The organism is Streptomyces sp. KR80 (genome assembly GCF_052245555.1).
In the GTDB taxonomy this organism is placed as follows: domain Bacteria; phylum Actinomycetota; class Actinomycetes; order Streptomycetales; family Streptomycetaceae; genus Streptomyces.
Window position 1 is genome coordinate 429,305 of sequence record NZ_JBQQCD010000003.1, and the last position, 15,860, is coordinate 445,164.

18 protein-coding genes and 2 pseudogenes are annotated in these 15,860 nt (G+C 69.0%); 9 read left to right on the forward strand and 11 right to left on the reverse strand.

The features are described from left to right. Positions 1-292: 292 nt before the first annotated feature. From ACTWQI_RS07375 to ACTWQI_RS07390, 4 genes are all read left to right on the forward strand, one after another. Complete coding sequence (locus ACTWQI_RS07375; protein WP_443268570.1) at positions 293-2,167, forward strand: PA domain-containing protein; 1,875 nt, start codon at positions 293-295, stop codon at positions 2,165-2,167. Positions 2,168-2,352: 185 nt separating this feature from the next. Beyond that, positions 2,353-2,784, forward strand: a complete 432-nt coding sequence (locus ACTWQI_RS07380; protein ID WP_443268572.1) for a hypothetical protein — start codon at positions 2,353-2,355, stop codon at positions 2,782-2,784. 107 nt (positions 2,785-2,891) lie between these two features. After that, positions 2,892-4,046 (forward strand): urease accessory protein UreH domain-containing protein, encoded by a 1,155-nt coding sequence (locus ACTWQI_RS07385; protein ID WP_443268574.1) that lies wholly within the window; start codon positions 2,892-2,894, stop codon positions 4,044-4,046. Positions 4,047-4,054: 8 nt separating this feature from the next. Beyond that, complete coding sequence (locus ACTWQI_RS07390) at positions 4,055-4,315, forward strand: heavy-metal-associated domain-containing protein (protein WP_443268576.1); 261 nt, start codon at positions 4,055-4,057, stop codon at positions 4,313-4,315. A 170-nt stretch (positions 4,316-4,485) separates the two neighbouring features. Here the strand turns inward: ACTWQI_RS07390 and ACTWQI_RS07395 are convergent. Further along, a pseudogene (locus ACTWQI_RS07395) lies at positions 4,486-4,650 on the reverse strand (P-type ATPase); the annotation flags it as partial. Positions 4,651-5,067: 417 nt separating this feature from the next. On the opposite strand from ACTWQI_RS07395, the gene ACTWQI_RS07400 reads away from it, so the two are divergent. Both ACTWQI_RS07400 and ACTWQI_RS07405 read left to right on the forward strand, forming a co-directional pair. Continuing rightward, the gene (locus tag ACTWQI_RS07400; protein WP_443268578.1) at positions 5,068-6,069 is read left to right on the forward strand and encodes an acyl-CoA desaturase; all 1,002 of its coding nucleotides are present in this window, start codon (positions 5,068-5,070) and stop codon (positions 6,067-6,069) included. A gap of 126 nt (positions 6,070-6,195) precedes the next feature. Then, complete coding sequence (locus ACTWQI_RS07405) at positions 6,196-6,549, forward strand: DUF5994 family protein (protein WP_443268580.1); 354 nt, start codon at positions 6,196-6,198, stop codon at positions 6,547-6,549. A gap of 33 nt (positions 6,550-6,582) precedes the next feature. Here the strand turns inward: ACTWQI_RS07405 and ACTWQI_RS07410 are convergent, their stop codons facing one another. From ACTWQI_RS07410 to ACTWQI_RS07420, 3 genes are all read right to left on the reverse strand, one after another. After that, positions 6,583-8,070 carry a UDP-N-acetylmuramoyl-L-alanyl-D-glutamate--2,6-diaminopimelate ligase gene (locus tag ACTWQI_RS07410; protein ID WP_443268582.1) on the reverse strand — a complete coding sequence of 496 codons (1,488 nt, stop codon included), beginning with the start codon at positions 8,068-8,070 and terminating at the stop codon, positions 6,583-6,585. Between the two features lie 220 nt (positions 8,071-8,290). Then, a complete protein-coding gene (locus ACTWQI_RS07415) occupies positions 8,291-8,443 on the reverse strand; it encodes a hypothetical protein (protein ID WP_443268691.1) in 153 nt (50 codons plus the stop codon). Next, a complete protein-coding gene (locus ACTWQI_RS07420; RefSeq protein WP_443268584.1) occupies positions 8,422-8,592 on the reverse strand; it encodes a helix-turn-helix domain-containing protein in 171 nt (56 codons plus the stop codon). The genes ACTWQI_RS07415 and ACTWQI_RS07420 overlap by 22 nt, the downstream gene beginning before the upstream one ends. Before the next feature lie 600 nt (positions 8,593-9,192). Between ACTWQI_RS07420 and ACTWQI_RS07425 the strand changes: the two genes are divergently transcribed. Beyond that, positions 9,193-9,711, forward strand: a complete 519-nt coding sequence (locus ACTWQI_RS07425) for a hypothetical protein (RefSeq protein ID WP_443268586.1) — start codon at positions 9,193-9,195, stop codon at positions 9,709-9,711. Here the strand turns inward: ACTWQI_RS07425 and ACTWQI_RS07430 are convergent. The 4 genes and pseudogenes from ACTWQI_RS07430 to ACTWQI_RS07445 all read right to left on the reverse strand — a co-directional run bounded on the left by ACTWQI_RS07430 (position 9,659) and on the right by ACTWQI_RS07445 (position 11,592). Next, positions 9,659-10,387 carry a GAF and ANTAR domain-containing protein gene (locus tag ACTWQI_RS07430; RefSeq protein WP_443268588.1) on the reverse strand — a complete coding sequence of 243 codons (729 nt, stop codon included), beginning with the start codon at positions 10,385-10,387 and terminating at the stop codon, positions 9,659-9,661. The two genes, ACTWQI_RS07425 and ACTWQI_RS07430, sit on opposite strands and share 53 nt — an antisense overlap. Positions 10,388-10,464: 77 nt before the next feature. Then, positions 10,465-10,854, reverse strand: coding sequence for an ANTAR domain-containing protein (locus ACTWQI_RS07435; RefSeq protein ID WP_443268590.1), 390 nt, complete (start codon positions 10,852-10,854; stop codon positions 10,465-10,467). A gap of 7 nt (positions 10,855-10,861) precedes the next feature. Further along, a pseudogene (locus ACTWQI_RS07440) lies at positions 10,862-11,044 on the reverse strand (hypothetical protein); the annotation flags it as partial. 386 nt (positions 11,045-11,430) lie between these two features. Then, positions 11,431-11,592 (reverse strand): hypothetical protein, encoded by a 162-nt coding sequence (locus tag ACTWQI_RS07445; protein WP_443268592.1) that lies wholly within the window; start codon positions 11,590-11,592, stop codon positions 11,431-11,433. Positions 11,593-11,917: 325 nt separating this feature from the next. On the opposite strand from ACTWQI_RS07445, the gene ACTWQI_RS07450 reads away from it, so the two are divergent. Then, positions 11,918-12,415, forward strand: a complete 498-nt coding sequence (locus ACTWQI_RS07450; protein ID WP_443268594.1) for a DUF5994 family protein — start codon at positions 11,918-11,920, stop codon at positions 12,413-12,415. 127 nt (positions 12,416-12,542) lie between these two features. Here the strand turns inward: ACTWQI_RS07450 and ACTWQI_RS07455 are convergent, their stop codons facing one another. Continuing rightward, positions 12,543-12,713: a hypothetical protein gene (locus tag ACTWQI_RS07455; protein WP_443268596.1), complete on the reverse strand. Its 171-nt coding sequence runs from the start codon at positions 12,711-12,713 to the stop codon at positions 12,543-12,545. A 36-nt stretch (positions 12,714-12,749) separates the two neighbouring features. Beyond that, positions 12,750-13,106 carry a PRC-barrel domain-containing protein gene (locus ACTWQI_RS07460; RefSeq protein ID WP_443268598.1) on the reverse strand — a complete coding sequence of 119 codons (357 nt, stop codon included), beginning with the start codon at positions 13,104-13,106 and terminating at the stop codon, positions 12,750-12,752. 156 nt (positions 13,107-13,262) lie between these two features. On the opposite strand from ACTWQI_RS07460, the gene ACTWQI_RS07465 reads away from it, so the two are divergent. After that, positions 13,263-14,096, forward strand: a complete 834-nt coding sequence (locus ACTWQI_RS07465; RefSeq protein WP_443268600.1) for a YhjD/YihY/BrkB family envelope integrity protein — start codon at positions 13,263-13,265, stop codon at positions 14,094-14,096. 135 nt (positions 14,097-14,231) lie between these two features. On the opposite strand, the gene nhaA is transcribed toward ACTWQI_RS07465, so the two are convergent. Further along, positions 14,232-15,515: a Na+/H+ antiporter NhaA gene (gene nhaA, locus ACTWQI_RS07470; protein ID WP_443268601.1), complete on the reverse strand. Its 1,284-nt coding sequence runs from the start codon at positions 15,513-15,515 to the stop codon at positions 14,232-14,234. Positions 15,516-15,860: the final 345 nt, after the last annotated feature.

Here is a 15,860-nt window from a genome sequence, read left to right on the forward strand (position 1 = left end):
CGTGCGGCCGGGCGCCGCTGTACCCGTAGGCCAGAGGCGCGGCGGCCGATTCGTTGAGGCGCCACCTTCTGGAACTGCGGGCACGGGGTGATGTCCTCGTGCTCGCAGTCCAGGCACATCCGGATTTGTCACACTCTTGTCGACGGCGAAACATACCGTCGCCTTAATTGTCATGTCAGAGGTCTTCTCGTAGGGGCAGAGCACGAAATAGGTTCCCCGAACCTGAGCTTCCGCTTGGGGGGTTGGCTCGTCACCGGCCGGTCCACCCCGGCCGCACGGCTTGAGGAGAACTATGCGCAATGCCCGCATACGGGTCGGCGCGAGTCTTGCCGCGGCAGTAACCCTGGCCGCGGCCGCTCTCGTCGGCGTCGCGCAAGCTCATGACGGCGCTTCCGCCGACGACGGCATCATCGATCACGCCAAGGCCACTCACGATCATCATCAGCATGGAGGGGATGAGGGTCACCTCCCGGCGAGCAGTGAGAATGTCCGGCTCGTCAGCAAACTCGGTCTGAAGAACGTCGAGCCCGAGAAGATCGCCGACGTCGGTGTCTTCAACGGATACGCCTATCTGGCTGCCTGGGGAGGCGCGACGTGCAAGTACAACGGTGTGCACGTCGTGGATGTCCGCAAGCCCGTCTCGCCGAAGGAAGTCGCCTTCATCCAGGCGAAGGAGGGCAGTGCCCCTGGTGAGGGTATTCAGACCCTGCATATCGACACGCCGTCCTTCAACGGCGATGTGCTCGTCAGCAACAACGAGAAGTGCAAGGACACCGCCGGGTTCGGGGGCCTGAACATCTACGACGTCAGCAATCCCGCCCACCCCACCCCACTGGTCGAAGGGCTCGGCGACTCCACCGTTATGGGTCAGGGCAAGAAGGACGCCAACGAGATCCACAGCGTCTTCGCCTGGGACGCGGGCAACAAGGCGTACGCCGTCATCGTCGACAACGAAGAGGGCCCGGACGTCGACATCATCGACATCACCGACCCGAAGAAGGCGAAGCTCATCGCCGAGTACGACCTGGACGAGAAGTTCCCGCAGATCGTCCAGTCGGCACCCGCCAACCTCACCGAGATCTTCCTGCACGACATGGTCGTCAAGGAGATCGGCGGCAAGCAGGTCATGCTGGCCTCGTACTGGGACGCCGGCTATGTGGCACTCGACGTGACCGATCCCCGGAACATCAGTTACCTCGGCGACACCGACTTCGCCGAGCTCGACCCCGAGGCCGCGGAGAGCGGCTTCAGCGTGGCTCCGGAAGGAAACGGTCACCAAGCCGAGTTCACTCTCGACAACCGTTACGTCATCGGCGCCGACGAGGACTTCTCGCCGTACGCGCTGTCCGGGAGGAACCTCGATGACGACACGGAGATCACGGCCGGCCAGGGAAGCAACACCCGGCGTCTGGCCGAGGGGCAGACGATCACCGGCGGCTCGGTGTTCGTGGGGCGTGCCTGCAATGGCGACGCGACAGTGCCCGCCGGTGACGCGGGCTCCGTGGACGTCGCCGTCGTGGAGCGGGGGGTGTGCACCTTCACCGAGAAGGTCGCGAACGTCATCGCCGCGGGCGGCTACGACGCGGTCCTCGTGTTCAACCGCACCGGTACGGACGCCTGCGACCAGACGGGCGGCATGAGCGTCGAAGGCGACATCCCGACCTTCGGCGTCGCACCGCGTGGGCAGGGTTTCGCCATCTTCGACCAGCCGTACAGCGACGCCGACTGCCTCGCCGGATCCGGTCCCGCCGCGCTGCCCGTGGCGATCGGGACCAAGGGCGACCGGCTGACCTTCTCGTCGTACTTCGACGGCTGGGGATATGCGCACCTGTACCGCAACGAGGGCGGCAAGCTGACCGAGCTCGACACCTACGCCCTCCCCGAGGCGCACCAGCCCGAGCACGCATCGGGCTCCGGCGACCTCTCCATCCATGAGGTCGCCACGTCGCAGAAGCGGGCCGATCTCGCCTACTTCTCGTACTACGCGGGCGGCTTCCGGGTCGCGAAGATCGTGAACAACCGGATCGTCGAGGTCGGCCACCTCATCGCCGAGGGAGGCAACAACTTCTGGGGCGTCGAAGTCTTCGAGTCCGGCGGCAAGGAGTACGTCGCCGCCTCCGACCGCGACCACGGCCTCTACATCTTCGAGTACACCGGATCCCAGTGATCCAGTGAGCTGATCGCCGCGTGACCGCGGGTGGCCGAGACGTTCCACGGCCCGGCCACTCGCGGCCCGCTCCGGTGCCTCACCCTTCGCTCCTGGTGCCCCCTGAACCACGCGGCGTTGATGTGACGCGGCCCCATTCGGCTGACCCGCCGAAGGGTGGGCGGACGTGGCCTAGCATGGCGCGCATGACGCGTCGCGTGCCGCCGCCGCTCCGGACCTGGTCCGGGGCGCTGCTTGTATGCGCGCTCATGCTGTGTCTGTCCGGGCTGGCACGTCCTGCCTTGGCGATGGAGATGCCCGCCCCGATGAAGTCCGCCTCGTCGACCACGAGCGGTGGAGCCGCGTCCGGCGGGCGGATGCTCACGGAGACCGCTGGGCATCCGGCGCAGTTGATGATGACCTATTCTGCGGGTCATGGTCCGCACTGCCCGATGATCCAGCAACAGTGCGAGACACCGCAGGCCACCGTCGTACCGGACGGCCCGGTGGCTACGGCGCTCGGGGAATCGCCGCGGGCTGTGGCCTGCTCCCCTGCGGCCCTGGTGTCGCAGGCCAACGCGCCGCCACCGCCGGTGCCCCCTCCTGATCTGCACCGGTTGTGTGTGTCGCGGACGTGATGGTTCGCCGCCCGCGGGGTTTGCGCCCTGCGGGAGGAGGTGATGCCCACGTCCACTTCGGCGTGCCCTTGTGCATGCCGTCCTGACCGATCAGGAGATCTCGACGTATGTCGTCGTCCGTCGCATTGCTCGTCACCGGTGTGAGCACCGGTCTGCTCGCCGGTGGTGCCTCCTGCGCCGCCGTTCAAGGGGGCCTGCTGGCCGGCGCGGTGACCCGCCGCCGCACCCCCGCCCAGACGAACTCGAAGCCCTCCCTCCCCACATCCCGAGCGAAGAAGCAGCAGCTCACAGAGCGGGCCGCGACCGCCGCGGCTGCGGCAGAGCCCAAGCCGCTGGCCCCGGTCGGCGCGTTCCTCGCCGGGAAGCTGCTCTCCCACACCGTGCTGGGCGCCCTGCTGGGGTTGTTCGGCGATGTGCTGCAGCCCAGCCCCCGTACCCAGGCGGTGCTGTTGGTGGCCGCCGGGCTGCTGATGGTGCTATTCGCCTTGGACACGTTCGGGGTCAAGGCGGTGGGGCGGCTGGTGCCCCGGCCTCCGGCCTCCTTCGGCCGGCTGCTGCGGCGCAGCGCCAAGACCGACTCGGTGGCCACCCCGGCCCTGATCGGCTTCGCCACGGTTCTCGTTCCTTGCGGGGTGACGCTGTCGGTGGAGCTGATCGCGGTCACCTCCGGATCTCCTGTGGGCGGGGCTGCGATCATGGCGGGATTCGTGCTGGGTACGGCCCCTCTGTTCGCAGCCCTCGGCTATCTGTTCCGTCGCTCCAGCCAGGCACTCTCCGGTCGACTCGCCTCCCTCACCGGTGTGCTGGTCCTGGCGATCGCCGTCTGGACGGTGGCCTCCGGGCTGCAGGCTGGAGGCTGGGTCTCCTTCTCCTCGGGAGACAGGCCCACCGCGGCGGCAGAACCGTTCACTGTCGAAGGCGGGACGGAGGAGCCCGAGGCCGATCCTGGGGGCGGGCAGACGTCCGGGTCCGGCGAGCCTGTGCGCATGGACACCTCCGGTCGGCAGATCGTCACCCTGACCGTGACGGACTTCTATGTCCCCACTGAGTTCACTGCGAAGGCGGGCGTGCCCACCACGTTGGTGCTGCACGGCAAGGACTCCGGTGGCTGCGCGCGCGCCTTCACCATTCCCGAACTCGGCGTCCAGGAGATCGTCAAACGCAACGGCTACACCGAGGTCGACCTGGGCACCCGCAAGCCCGGCACCCTCGGTTTCTCCTGCGCCATGGGCATGCAGACCGGCACCATCACCTTCAAGTAGGGACACGCATGAGCCTGTTCAGCCGTAAGAAGACCGAGACCGTAGCCGGCCCGCAGGTGGTCCTCCAGGTCGAGGGCATGCACTGCAACAGCTGCGGCCCGCTCATCGACGACGAGCTCGAAGAACTGCCCGGAGTCCGCTCGGCCACCACCGACATGCGCACCGGACGCACCACCGTCCGCCTCGAAGAGGGCGCCGACGTGGACACCGCCGCACTGATCGCGGCGGTGGAAGGGGCCGGCGACTACACGGCACGGCCCGCCGCCTGACCCCGCATCCGCGCCCGCTCCATCCCGTGGTCCCGGTCGGGGCAGGGCTGCGACCGACGGCTCAGGTGCGGTTGGTCGGCTGGAAGCGGCGCAGGCGCAGGCTGTTGCTGACGACGAAGACCGAGGAGGAGGCCATCGCGGCCCCCGCGACGGCCCGCCGGGTAGTCCAGGATCAGCCAGCCGAACAGCGTCCCCACTGCCAGCAGGATCACGATGGGGACGAAGATCGCCGATACCCGGTCGGCCAGCCGCTGTACGGCCGCCTTGCCGGACTGGGCCTCTTCCACCAGGCGGGCGATCTGGGCGAGCTTGGTGTCCGCCCCGACCCGGGTGGCGCGCTGACCGTCATGCCCCGTCCGCCGCCGCATCCGCGGCCGGTCCGCTGCTGAAACGCGGGGCACCGTCACTGCTTCGGCCTCCCTGCCGAGGCACCGCTGGAGTACCCTGAAGACAGCCGAGAGCATTTTCGCATCCCGGCGCTCAAGTTGACTTCCCCTCCGTGCGACGAACCGGGCACGTCAGTCCGGGACCGTCTGCACCTGACTGTCGACACCTCGACCGGTCGGGAGCCGTCCGACCCGTTGCGGTCCTGGCTCAATGCCAGCAGGCCGTCGACCGACCCGACGAATCCCGGACGAGAGCGCCTGACCGCCCTTCCGCCCGTATCCGCCGCGCCCCATTCATCCCTCCATTTGCATCAGGGCTGCCCCAGACCCCGGCCGCATCCCCGCACCGAGGTCAAGGAGCCTTGCATGTCGCTCAGTTCAGTACATTCCGAAGCCGTCGTCCCGCTGGACGCGGCCCCGCCGCCTCAGAAGTACGACGGATCGGCCCCCTTCCCGGCAGACGCCCCCGCACCCGCGCGGAGCGGCAGTGATCGGCTGTACGTTGCGGTGACCGCGGCGATCGTCGTCGCGCCGTTCCTCGCGCTCGGCCTGGCCGTCTGGCTGCTGTGGGGAAGCCTGCTCCACCCCGCCGACGTCCTCCTCGGCCTCGCCCTCTACGTGATCACGGGACTCGGCGTCACGGTCGGCTTCCACCGCGGTCTCACCCACGGCAGCTACGCGGCCGCCCGCCCCGTTCGCATCGCGCTCGCCGTCGCCGGATCGATGAGCTTCCAGGGCGACGTCATCGGCTGGGTCGCCACCCACCGTCGCCATCACGCCTTCACCGACCGTCCCGGCGATCCCCACTCTCCGTACCGCTACGGCGCCGGCCTGGGCGGACAGCTGCGCGGGTTGCTGCACTCGCACGTCGGCTGGCTGTTCCGCAACGACCGTACGTCCGCCGACCGCTACGCCCCCGACCTACTCGCCGACCGTGACATCCGCGCGGTCTCCCGGGCTTTCCCGGCGCTGTGCGTGCTCACCCTCGCCCTGCCACTCGCGGCCGGCTGGGCGATCGGCGGCACCTGGGTGCACGCCCTGACCGCGCTGCTGTGGGCGGGGCTGGTCCGCATCGCCCTGCTGCACCATGTGACGTGGAGTGTGAACTCGCTGTGCCATGTGATCGGTGACCGGCCGTTCCGTACCCGGCGCCACGACCGGGCCACGAACCTGTGGCCGCTGGCCCTGCTTTCGTTCGGGGAGAGCTGGCACAACCTCCACCACGCCGAACCGACCAGCGCCCGCCACGGCGTCGACCGCGGCCAGCTCGACCCCTCCGCCGCGGTCATCCGCCTCCTGGAGCGCCTCGGCTTGGTCCGTGACGTGCGCTGGCCCACGGCCGACCGTATCGCCGCCCGCCGCTACTGAGCCCCGGTCACCTCGCTCTGCCCCTCAATCCCACCAACTCGTCGGACGCGCCTGGCACCGTGTCCTCGGACTGGAGTCCCCTTGGCCACCACTGTCCAGCCTCTGCCCTCTCTTCCCCTTGTACGCATGCGCCTCGCACCGCGCGGCGCGCTTCCACGCCGTATCGACGGCGCGTGGTGGCCGCACACCCGCGACCTCGTCGCCGAACTGCCGCTGCTGCTCGCCGCATTGCCGCGCACCTGGGGACAGATCGCCCGCGTCACGGTGAGCGGCGCGACGTGGTCCTCCTCGCCCCGCCGCATGCTCGTCGCCAACCACGTGGTACGACTGGGCAGGTCGACCACGCACCACGGCCCGCCCACCATCTGTCTGCTCGCCCCCGGCCAGGGCCGATGGGACCTGCTGGTCGTCCCGCCCGAGACGACGGAGGCGGACGCCGAGCTGCTCATGGCCGCCGCCGCCGCGCCGGCCTCTGCCTGACGACCGCCGCGCAGTCAGCAGCACCAGTGGCCGCTATGCCCCGGCGAGTTCGAGCACTGTCGCCATGTCGCTGAAGGGGAGCAAATTCTCACCGACGATCTGGTGAGGCTCGCTGCCTTTGCCGGCGATCAGGACGATGTCGTCCGGGCCGGCGACGGAGAGGGCGAAAGCGATCGCCTGACGGCGGTCGGTGAACCGTTCGAACGGTGTGCCGGTCGCCGCGATGCCTGGGGCGATCTGGTCCTGGATTGTCCGGGGGTCTTCGTTGCGGGGGTTGTCCGAGGTGAGGACGCACAGGTCGGAGTGGGTCCCGGCGATCCTCCCCATGTCGGCCCGTTTGGTGGTGTCCCGGTCCCCGCCGCAGCCGAAGACGGTGATGACCTGGCCGCGGGCGAAGCCGCGGATGGTGGTCAGGACCTTGTTCAGGGAGTCCGGTGAGTGGGCGTAGTCCACGATCACCGACGTGCCGCGCGGGGTCGATACGCGTTCGAACCGGCCTGGGACGGGAGGCATCCGGTCGAGCGCGGCGACCAGCCCGCCCAAATCGTGCCCCAGAATGTGGCAGGCTGCCACGGTGGCAAGCGCGTTGGCCACCGAGAACCGTCCTGGGACGGGGACCGCCGCCGGATACTTGCGGCCGTCGTGGTGCAGGGTGAACCGCGTGCCGAAGGTGTCTACGGTGATGTCGGTGGCCCGGTAGTCCGCCTCGGTGTCAAGGGCGTACGTGGTCACCAGGCCGGGCATCATCGCCAGGATCACAGCACCCACAGGGTCGTCGGTGTTGACCACTGCGGTCTGGCACAAGCCCTGGAACAGACGCAACTTGGCATCCCGGTAGTTCGCCATCGTTCCGTGATCGTCCAGGTGATCCTGCGTCAGATTGGTGAAGACCCCGACGTCGATGAACGTACGGTCCACCCGGTGCGTCAGCAGGCCCATTGACGTAGCCTCCAGCACCACGCTGCCGGCCCCGCGGTCGCGCATGCACCCCAGCAGGTACTGCAGGTCCGGCGACTCCGGCGTGGTCAGCACCGACCTCGGCATCGGAATCAGCTCGTCGCCGATCCGGCTGCCGGCTGTCCCGACGACCCCCACCTTCGCGCCCTCGGAGATCCGCAGCACCGACTCGACCATGTACGACACCGATGTCTTCCCGTTGGTGCCGGTGATCGCCACGATGTCCATCTGCCGCCCCGGCTCGCCAAAGTAGCGGGAGGCGATGACCGCGGCCGCGGTCCGGGTATCCGGCACCCGCACGGCGCACACACCCGCCGCCGACGCCCACACCGACGCCGGAATGTCCGGTGCCCTGCCGTCGACAATGACCGCCGCCGCGCCGCGCGCGAGGGCCGGTGCCACGGCGTCGGGGCCCCCTTCACGGTGATCGGGCACCGCGATGAACAGCAAACCCGGCGTCACCCGGTTGGCGTCGAAGGTCGTTCCCGCGGTGATCCACGTCTTCTCCGGGTCGCCCTGGAGAACGTGGTGTTCCTGCCCGGCCAGCAGCTCGCTCAGCTTCACTATGATCCCTTCGAAGGTGGATCGGCCCGGTCGTGCGGCCGTCGCCAGGCGGCAGCACCGGCGGCGCGCCGGAAGCTGCGGTGATGATGTGGAACAGGTGGCGCAGACACATCCGATGAGAGCCGACGCGTCAGCTCCGCCCGGCGTAAGACGTCCCGCGGTGTTCTTGGAAGATCAGCAAGCCGGGGGCAGGGCCCCGGGGCAGGGCCGCCGAGAATCGCTAGCCGTGGCCGTGCAACGCAGTGCGGCCGGTTACGGGGGCCTCGACGTCAGCCGCGGTCGCCGGGCCGACGACTGCCGAACCCGCAGCGGCCGGGCACAGCGCACAGGTGGCCTGCTGCAGGCACTCCCTCACGGCACTTGTGCGACCCATGGGCCGAGTGTACGTCCATCGAGTGGGCTCGAAATCCGCCTCCGGTTCTCGATCCACGCCGGGTCGCCGAGTGTGCGGCGCAGAGCGGCCACCTGTACATCCAGGGTTTTGGTGGGGCCGAAGAAGTGCGGGTCCCGCACCTGGTCCACGATCTGCTGCCGGGAGTACCCGGCGCCAGGGTCCTAGGTGAGGTAGGCGAGCTGGTCGAAGATCCTTCGGCGTCGGGGCGTCGGGGCGCCGGGGCGTCGGATCGGCCGGCGAGCGCCTGCTGGGCAGCACGCGACGCTCGGGGCCGCCCTGGTGGATCAGGCCAACCTCCCGGCCTGCGCCACCTACCGGTCCTGGGGATGGCAGGAGATCGGAGAGGTCCGCACGTCGCCAGGCGCGCCCTTGCTCCGCGCCCGGGGAGTCCCCGCTCGGCCGAACGCCCTGGCGCACGACGCCCACAGTCAGCGACCGGAGTAGACGGGGGTGTCCCGCCACCCCAACCCGGCCCGGGACGACCGACGTCCCGCGAGGCTGGCAGTGCAGTGCAGGCACCCTGGTCCGGACGCACACCCGGCACTAGGCTGCCCATTCAACGTCCCGGACCCCGACGTGGCCACAGTCCGGCATCCCGCCGGACGGAACCGCATCTGGGGAGCGCCGATGAACGCAACCATCAGGGCGACAACCGCCCGCCCTCGAACGCCATACGTCCGGGGGAGGTTCATGGTCCTGGTGCGCGACCCCGAGCGGCTGTGGTGATCATGCCGATCGAGTCGTATTCCGGCGCTTCGGCTCGGGACCCTCGGGCCGAAAGGCTCCTCGCCCGCCAGCGCTCGATCATCGCCTGGTGCGACCGCCACCTGGCGATCATCCACGCCCTGTCCACCCTCATGATGGACGCCCCGAGCGTGGGCGGTGCAGCCATGGCCGAGTTGCTCACCGAACCGGACGACCCGCTCGCACCGCGCAGAACACGCCCGCGGCATACCCACCTCGACGCCGTTGCCACCAGAGGCCGGTGCCCGGATGACGCCTCCCCCCTTGACCGCGTCGAGCTGGCCCTCACGCTCATCGGTGACCGCACCTGTGTCACGGCCTCCGAGGCCCTGGGACTCCCCGAGTACGCCGTCGCCGCACGGCTGCGCTCGGGATTGTGGCTGCTCTTCGCGCCCTGCCATCGCGAGGCGGCGAACTCACCGTCGGGAAACCGTCCGGCCGCAACTGCCGTCAGAGCCGGGGGCGAAGATCCAATTCAGCGAGGGATTCGGAGCCGACGATGAAGGCGTGGGCAAGGTCGGACAGACGGCGATTGTGCGAGCGTGCGTAGCTCCGCAGAGCTGTGAAGGCCTGCTCCATATCGACACCGAAGCGTTCGGCGACCTTGCCCTTGGCCTGCTCGATCACCACTCGGCTGTTCAGCGCGGTCTGCAGCTGCTCGTTGAGCACGCCACTGCGATGGGCGGAGCGTTGCTGCAACAGGCTGATGGTGGCGACATCGGCCAATGCCTGGGCGATGGGAGTGGTGCCGGGATCGAAAGGACCGGGGGTCGCCCGGAACAGGTTGAGTGCTCCGACGACCTCGTCGCGCAGACGCATCGGCAGGGCCTGGACCGCGGCGAACCCGCTCGCCCGGGACTCCACCACAAACCGGGGCCACCGATCGACCTCGGCCTCCACGTCCGGAACCGTCACCGCTGACCCGCGACGGAAGCACTCCAGGCATGGCCCCTGGTCGTTCTGGAGCTGGAACAGCTCCAGGAGGCGGACCTGTTCGTCGGAGGCCGCCATCACCCGGAGTTCGCCGTCCCGGTCCGCGAGCAGCAGACCTGCTGCAGACACGTCGAGCATTCCCACGCAACGGTCGGTGAGCAACCGGAGGAAGTCGATCAGGTCGAAGTCCGTAACAAGGTTGTCGGCCAGCTCGACGAACGTCCTGGCCAGGAGCTGCTCATCCATCCTGCTCACCCTCTGATGACGGTACTGCCGCCCCGGGGAGCCGGGAAGGCAGGAAGTGTTCCTCGGCCACCGGGAGATCAGGCATTGTCGCTCGCCGGGTCGGGGTCGGGACTGAGGCGGAGTCTGCGGGACACCACGTCACGGGCCACCTCGGCCAGCCGACGATCGTAGGCGTAGGCGTAGGCACGCAGACGGATGAATGCCTCATCGATGCCGACGCCAAGCTGTTCCGTAAGCATGCCCGTTGCTTGGTCGATCTCGGCCCTGTATCCGCCCATGCCCTCGAACTGCCCGCCCAATGCCGTACTATCGGCCGGATCGGTCGACACGCAGGCCTGCGTGTCGAGCAGCACCCGGGTCGCAGTGTCGGCAAACACCAACGCGTCGGCCAGCGCATCCGCGTTCAACCCACCCGGCTGCCCGCGATACAGGTCCAGTACTCCGGGACGGATCGCCCCGATCTGCAAGGGGAGCCCACTGCAGGTGACCCGTTGCGATGTTCAGGCGCATCATCTGCGCGGTGACGAATCGTTCGGGCCCGAACTGCTCGTCGACGGCCCGATCCATGAACGCGTAGATCTCGGACATTGCCAACGGCGGTGGCAGAGACCCCTGGATCTCCGCAGCCACGCTCATGGGTTCGCGGCGCCGGGACCTGGCGAGCCAGCGGTCTCCAACGAGTGGGTCACAGGGCAGCCTGGTCCTTGGCCTCGGTGCATTTGCCCGGCCGCCATACGCGCCAGGATCCGCTCGTTCCCTGCCGTCGCGCCGACAGTGCGCAACGGCCCCGGTGTATACACACCGGGGCCGCCCTTCCAGGCCGGTTGCACGTGAGAGTGCAACGACCCACTCACCATGTTATGCCTGTGCTACTTATCCGGCAGAAGGAACTTTTTGCGTAATCCGGTCCTTGATCGGAAGGGGCTCATCGTCGCGTCAGCCGCGTTCCTCCTCTTCGGCCTCATGAGCCGGATTCCCTGATGCGTCAGCGTGACCATCGCGGGTGTATTTCCCGGGCCCAGTCGACTGTGATGAGCCCTCGCTCACCAGATATGTGCAGGCTGCGGCCAGGTTCTGCGCAGGATGTGGAGGTCGTCGCGTAGCTTCGCCCCGGTGACGCCATGGAGGCGATTGCCTTCCGTGGACTCGTACAGGGTCTTCATGATCGCTTCGCGGTAGTTCTTCCGCTCGTGGAGTGTTGCCATGATTGCCGCCCACTCGTGCCGGGCACCGTCGAGGGTCCTGGCCTCAGACTTCGTCCGTCAGTGTGCGGTCCTGCTCGGAGGACCGGCTGGCTGCCAGCCAGGACCGCGCCCAAGGCGCGGTGCCGAGCCCCGCCCCACGCGTTGGCAGCTCCGGTGAAGATCAACGCGACGTGGTGCGTGCGGGATGCCGAACCCGGCTCTGCAGACGAGCTGTACGCCGACCCGCGGCGTACCGTGAAGACACAGGGGCACTTCCCGGCGCCACGCCGGTGTCGGCCCCGTAAATCAACAGGGCTATCAAGCCTCGCAGACGGGCGAGCAGACCATGGCCGACTCCGACACCCCACGCTTCCCCAAGCTCCTGCCGGACGCGATCCACCAGGCGGTGAAACCGGGGACAGCTCTCTTGAGGTTGCAGACGACACGGTCCCGCGAGGGAATTCTCGATGGCGCGTGGTGGCCGCGCTCCCGCGACATCGGCGCCGAGCTGCCCAGCCTTGTCAGCGCGTTGACCGAGCATCTCGGCCCCATCACGCGCGTCGGCCTGGACGCGAGTGCCTGGGCGGACCTCCCGACACGTCTGATCATCGACGACCGGGTCGTGCACATCGACTCCTTCCCGGTCGGCGACGACACGGTCCTCATCACCCGCGGCGATCAGGATTACTTTGCGCTGCTCGTGATTCCGCCGCAGACCACGCCTGAGGCGGCGCGCGCCGCGATGGCCCGGGCCATACAGGCCGAGAACGTCACCCAGGCCGAGCAGATCCTCATCGAGACCGGCGTCAATCCCACGCACACGCACGGCGAATCCAGCGGCTGACCCGCAGCCGGGTCAGGAATCCAGCGGCTCACCCTGACGGGGCCGGGCGTCAACCGGCGCGCACCCGCTCCCTCGACGGCGCGTGGGGGAGCTGCGTGGGTCACTCCTCGGCCATGTCACCGACCTTTCATCGGATGGGGTGCCGCCCCGTCCGCCGAGACCAACGCACACCGATGAAGGCCAGAGCGGCTACGAGGACCACGATGCCGATGATCAGCAGGTAGAACAGCCCCTCCGCTACCACGCCGATGATTCCCAACACGACGGCGACCAAGACGAGGAGCAGGAAGAGAGCCATGATGCGAACACCTCCTTTGGACCGAGCGCCGGGCGTTCAGCGGCGGGCGAGTTGCCTCTCGCCGCGTGCGCCCGTCTGGTAGGTCATGTCGTAGTGCTGGAAGATCGCTTCCTCTGCCTCGGCGGGCAGGATGTCGTCCATGCCGACTGAGGGCGCCTTCTTCACCAGCGCCCTGGCGTAGGAGACTTTGACGTAGTCCGGCCCGAGGAGCGCGTCGTCGAGGGGAACGAAGGCTAGGTGGTGACGGGTGGGGAGTCCGGTCCGGACCGTGGCCATGGCCGGTTCGTCGGTGGTGGTGTCCACGTAGATCGCTTCGAGAACGCCGATCTTGTGGCCCTTCGGGTCGAGGACGTTATGGTTGCGCCACTCACGGATATCGGCTGCATGGATCATGGTCTGTCCTCCTGAGCCGTGCACCCGGGCCGGTGCGAGCCGTCCACGGGCAGTCGCAGCGCGCTGATCCCGGTAGCCCGTTGCTCTTCCAGGCTATCCGGAACCTCTGCGTCGCGCCTCGCGCGGCGACGGTATTGACCGTGGTAGTCGACAGGCATGTCGAGGAAGCCTTCCAACGCCGCAGGCCGTCCGTCTCTGTTCGGACGGCTACGCCGTGCGATCAGCCGCTCACCAGTCGGACGCGGATGGCGGCGGAGCAGCGATCTCGAACTGTGGTCGCGTTCGCTGGGCTTCGCGGCGCTCGGGCTCCTCACGCTGGTGCCACTGTTGATCATTGTCTCCTCGGGCGATCCGGAGCGCGGGCGGGGGTTTGCGCAGTGGCTGGGGGAAGGGCTTGGCGTGTCGACGGCTGCCAGAGCAGAGGTCGAGGAGCTGTTCGCCCGGCCTGGCCAGGCGTTGCGGACCACGACCGCGTTCGGCATTGCCGCCCTCGCCGTCTTTGGTCTGACCTTCGGGTCGGCGGTGCAGACCGGCTACGAGAAGGTCTGGGATGTTCCCCCAGGGCGCTGGTGGGCCAGGTGGCGGCATGTGGTGTGGCTCGGCGTACTCACCGGCTACCTCTTTGCCTCCGCGACCACCACGCTGCGGCGTGAGTCCCCGGCCGGTGCGTTCGCCGCGTCGCTCAGCGCCATCCTGTTCTTCTGGTGGTCGCAACGGATGCTGCTCGGCGGGCGGGTCGCCTGGCGCGCACTGTTGCCGGGCGCAGTGGCCACAGTGGTCGGGCTGCTCGGTCTCAGGGGCTTCTCCCAGCTCGTCTTCTCGCCATTGATCGCATCCAACGCCGTCACCTACGGGCCCTTCGGAACCGTCCTGGTCCTCCAGTCCTGGCTGGTCGGCGTCGGAGTCGTCGTCTTCGGCGGCGCGCTGGTCGGCCGTCTGCTGCACGAGGAACTCCCCCGCGTGGCACGCGCACGGAAACGACGAAGCTGAGATCCCCACACATGGACAGACCTGCTGAAGGCCGCAAACGTACGCGACGGACGCCTCCATGACGCAGCTCGCTCCGCGCGACTCTCTGGCTCCCCCGCGGCGTCCCTGACGCGGTCGTCGACGCGATCAGGGGCTTCACAGACGGCTGTCGGGGATGCCGTCAGCGTCCTCGTCGCGGTTCTCCGCCTCCCATAGCCTGCGGTAGACGCGGTCACGGCGTTTGACCAGCAGCGCGGCCACGCCTGCGGCGAGCAGTGAGCCGATCAGGACGGCGGCCTTGATGTGGCCGACGTCGGCCGGGTCGGGGAAGGCCACCTCGCCGATCAGCAGGGCGACGGTGAAGCCGATACCGGCCAGCACCGCGAGGGCGAAGACGTCGGCCCAGGCCAGGTCAGGGTTGAGCTGGGCCCGGGTGAACCGGGCGGCGAGGTAGGTTCCGGCGAAGATCCCCACCGTCTTGCCGATGACCAGGCCCAGCACCACGCCCAGCGGCTCCGGGCGGGTGAACACCTCGCCCAGCACGGGGGCCGAGACGCTCACTCCGGCGGCGAAGAGGGCGAACAGCGGCACGGCGATACCGGCCGAGACGGGCCGGAGCAGGTGTTCGGTGCGCTCTCCGGGCGAGGCATCCTCCCCCGCGCCCTGGTCGCGGGCGCAGCGCAGGAGCAGGCCCATCGCCACCCCGGCCACCGTGGCGTGCACCCCGCCGTTGTACATCAGCGCCCAGATGGTCACGCCCAGCGGCACGTACCACCACCAGCCGCGCACCCGGAACCGCTGCAGCAGGTAGAACACCCCCAGCCCGGCGAAAGCTCCCCCGAGGGCGGCCGGGTTCAGTCCGCTGGAGAAGAACACCGCCACGACCAGGATCGCGCCCAGGTCGTCGACGACCGCCAGGGTCAGCAGGAAGGCCCGCAGAGCGGTGGGCATGTGTGTGCTCAGCACGGCCAGTACGGCCAGGGCGAAGGCGATGTCGGTGGCCATCGGCACCGCCCAGCCTCCCGCACGCCCGTCGCCGGCCGAGACCGTGGCGAGGTAGATCGCAGCGGGCACCGCCATGCCGCACACCGCGGCGACCACCGGCAGGGCCGCCGCGGCCCGGGTGCGCAGCCCGCCGGCCACCAGTTCGCGCTTGAGCTCGATCCCCGCGACCAGGAAGAAGAGGGTGAGCAGCCCGTCGGCGGTCCAGTGCTCCACCGACAGGTCCAGCCCGAGTGCGGCGACCCCGAAGTGGAGATCGCGCAGCGCCTCGTAGCTTCCGCTCCACGGGGTGTTCGCCCACACCAGCGCCACCACGGCGGCGGCCAGGAGCACGAGCCCGCCGACCGTCTCCGTCCGCAGGGCCCGGGCCACCTGCACCCGCTCCGGCCAGGGCAGCATCCCGAGGAAGACCGAACGCTCCCGTGGGGCAGCAGGCATAGGGAGGAACCTCCAGGCCATCGGCGTACGGGCACACGGCCCTACGACACCGACCAGACTTCCCGGCACACCCCACGCCTCTTGGCGCGTTCTTCGCACCCTATCCGCCGCGCCCTGGCCCAGCCACGGCTGATCAAGGCGGTCCGGCGAGGCAGTCAACCGTGGAGCTCGACCTCGCACCCGTCGCCGCTGCGCCGCGCACGGGATTTCGTGCCGGAGACCGTCCGCTGGGACGTCGGCGGATCACCCGACGATCTGTCGCCGCACCACCTGAAGTGGTGCGGCGACAGCCGTTCAAGCAGCGCTTTTCGCGGAGTTGGGGCACGCGGAGGGGCCGGGGAGTAT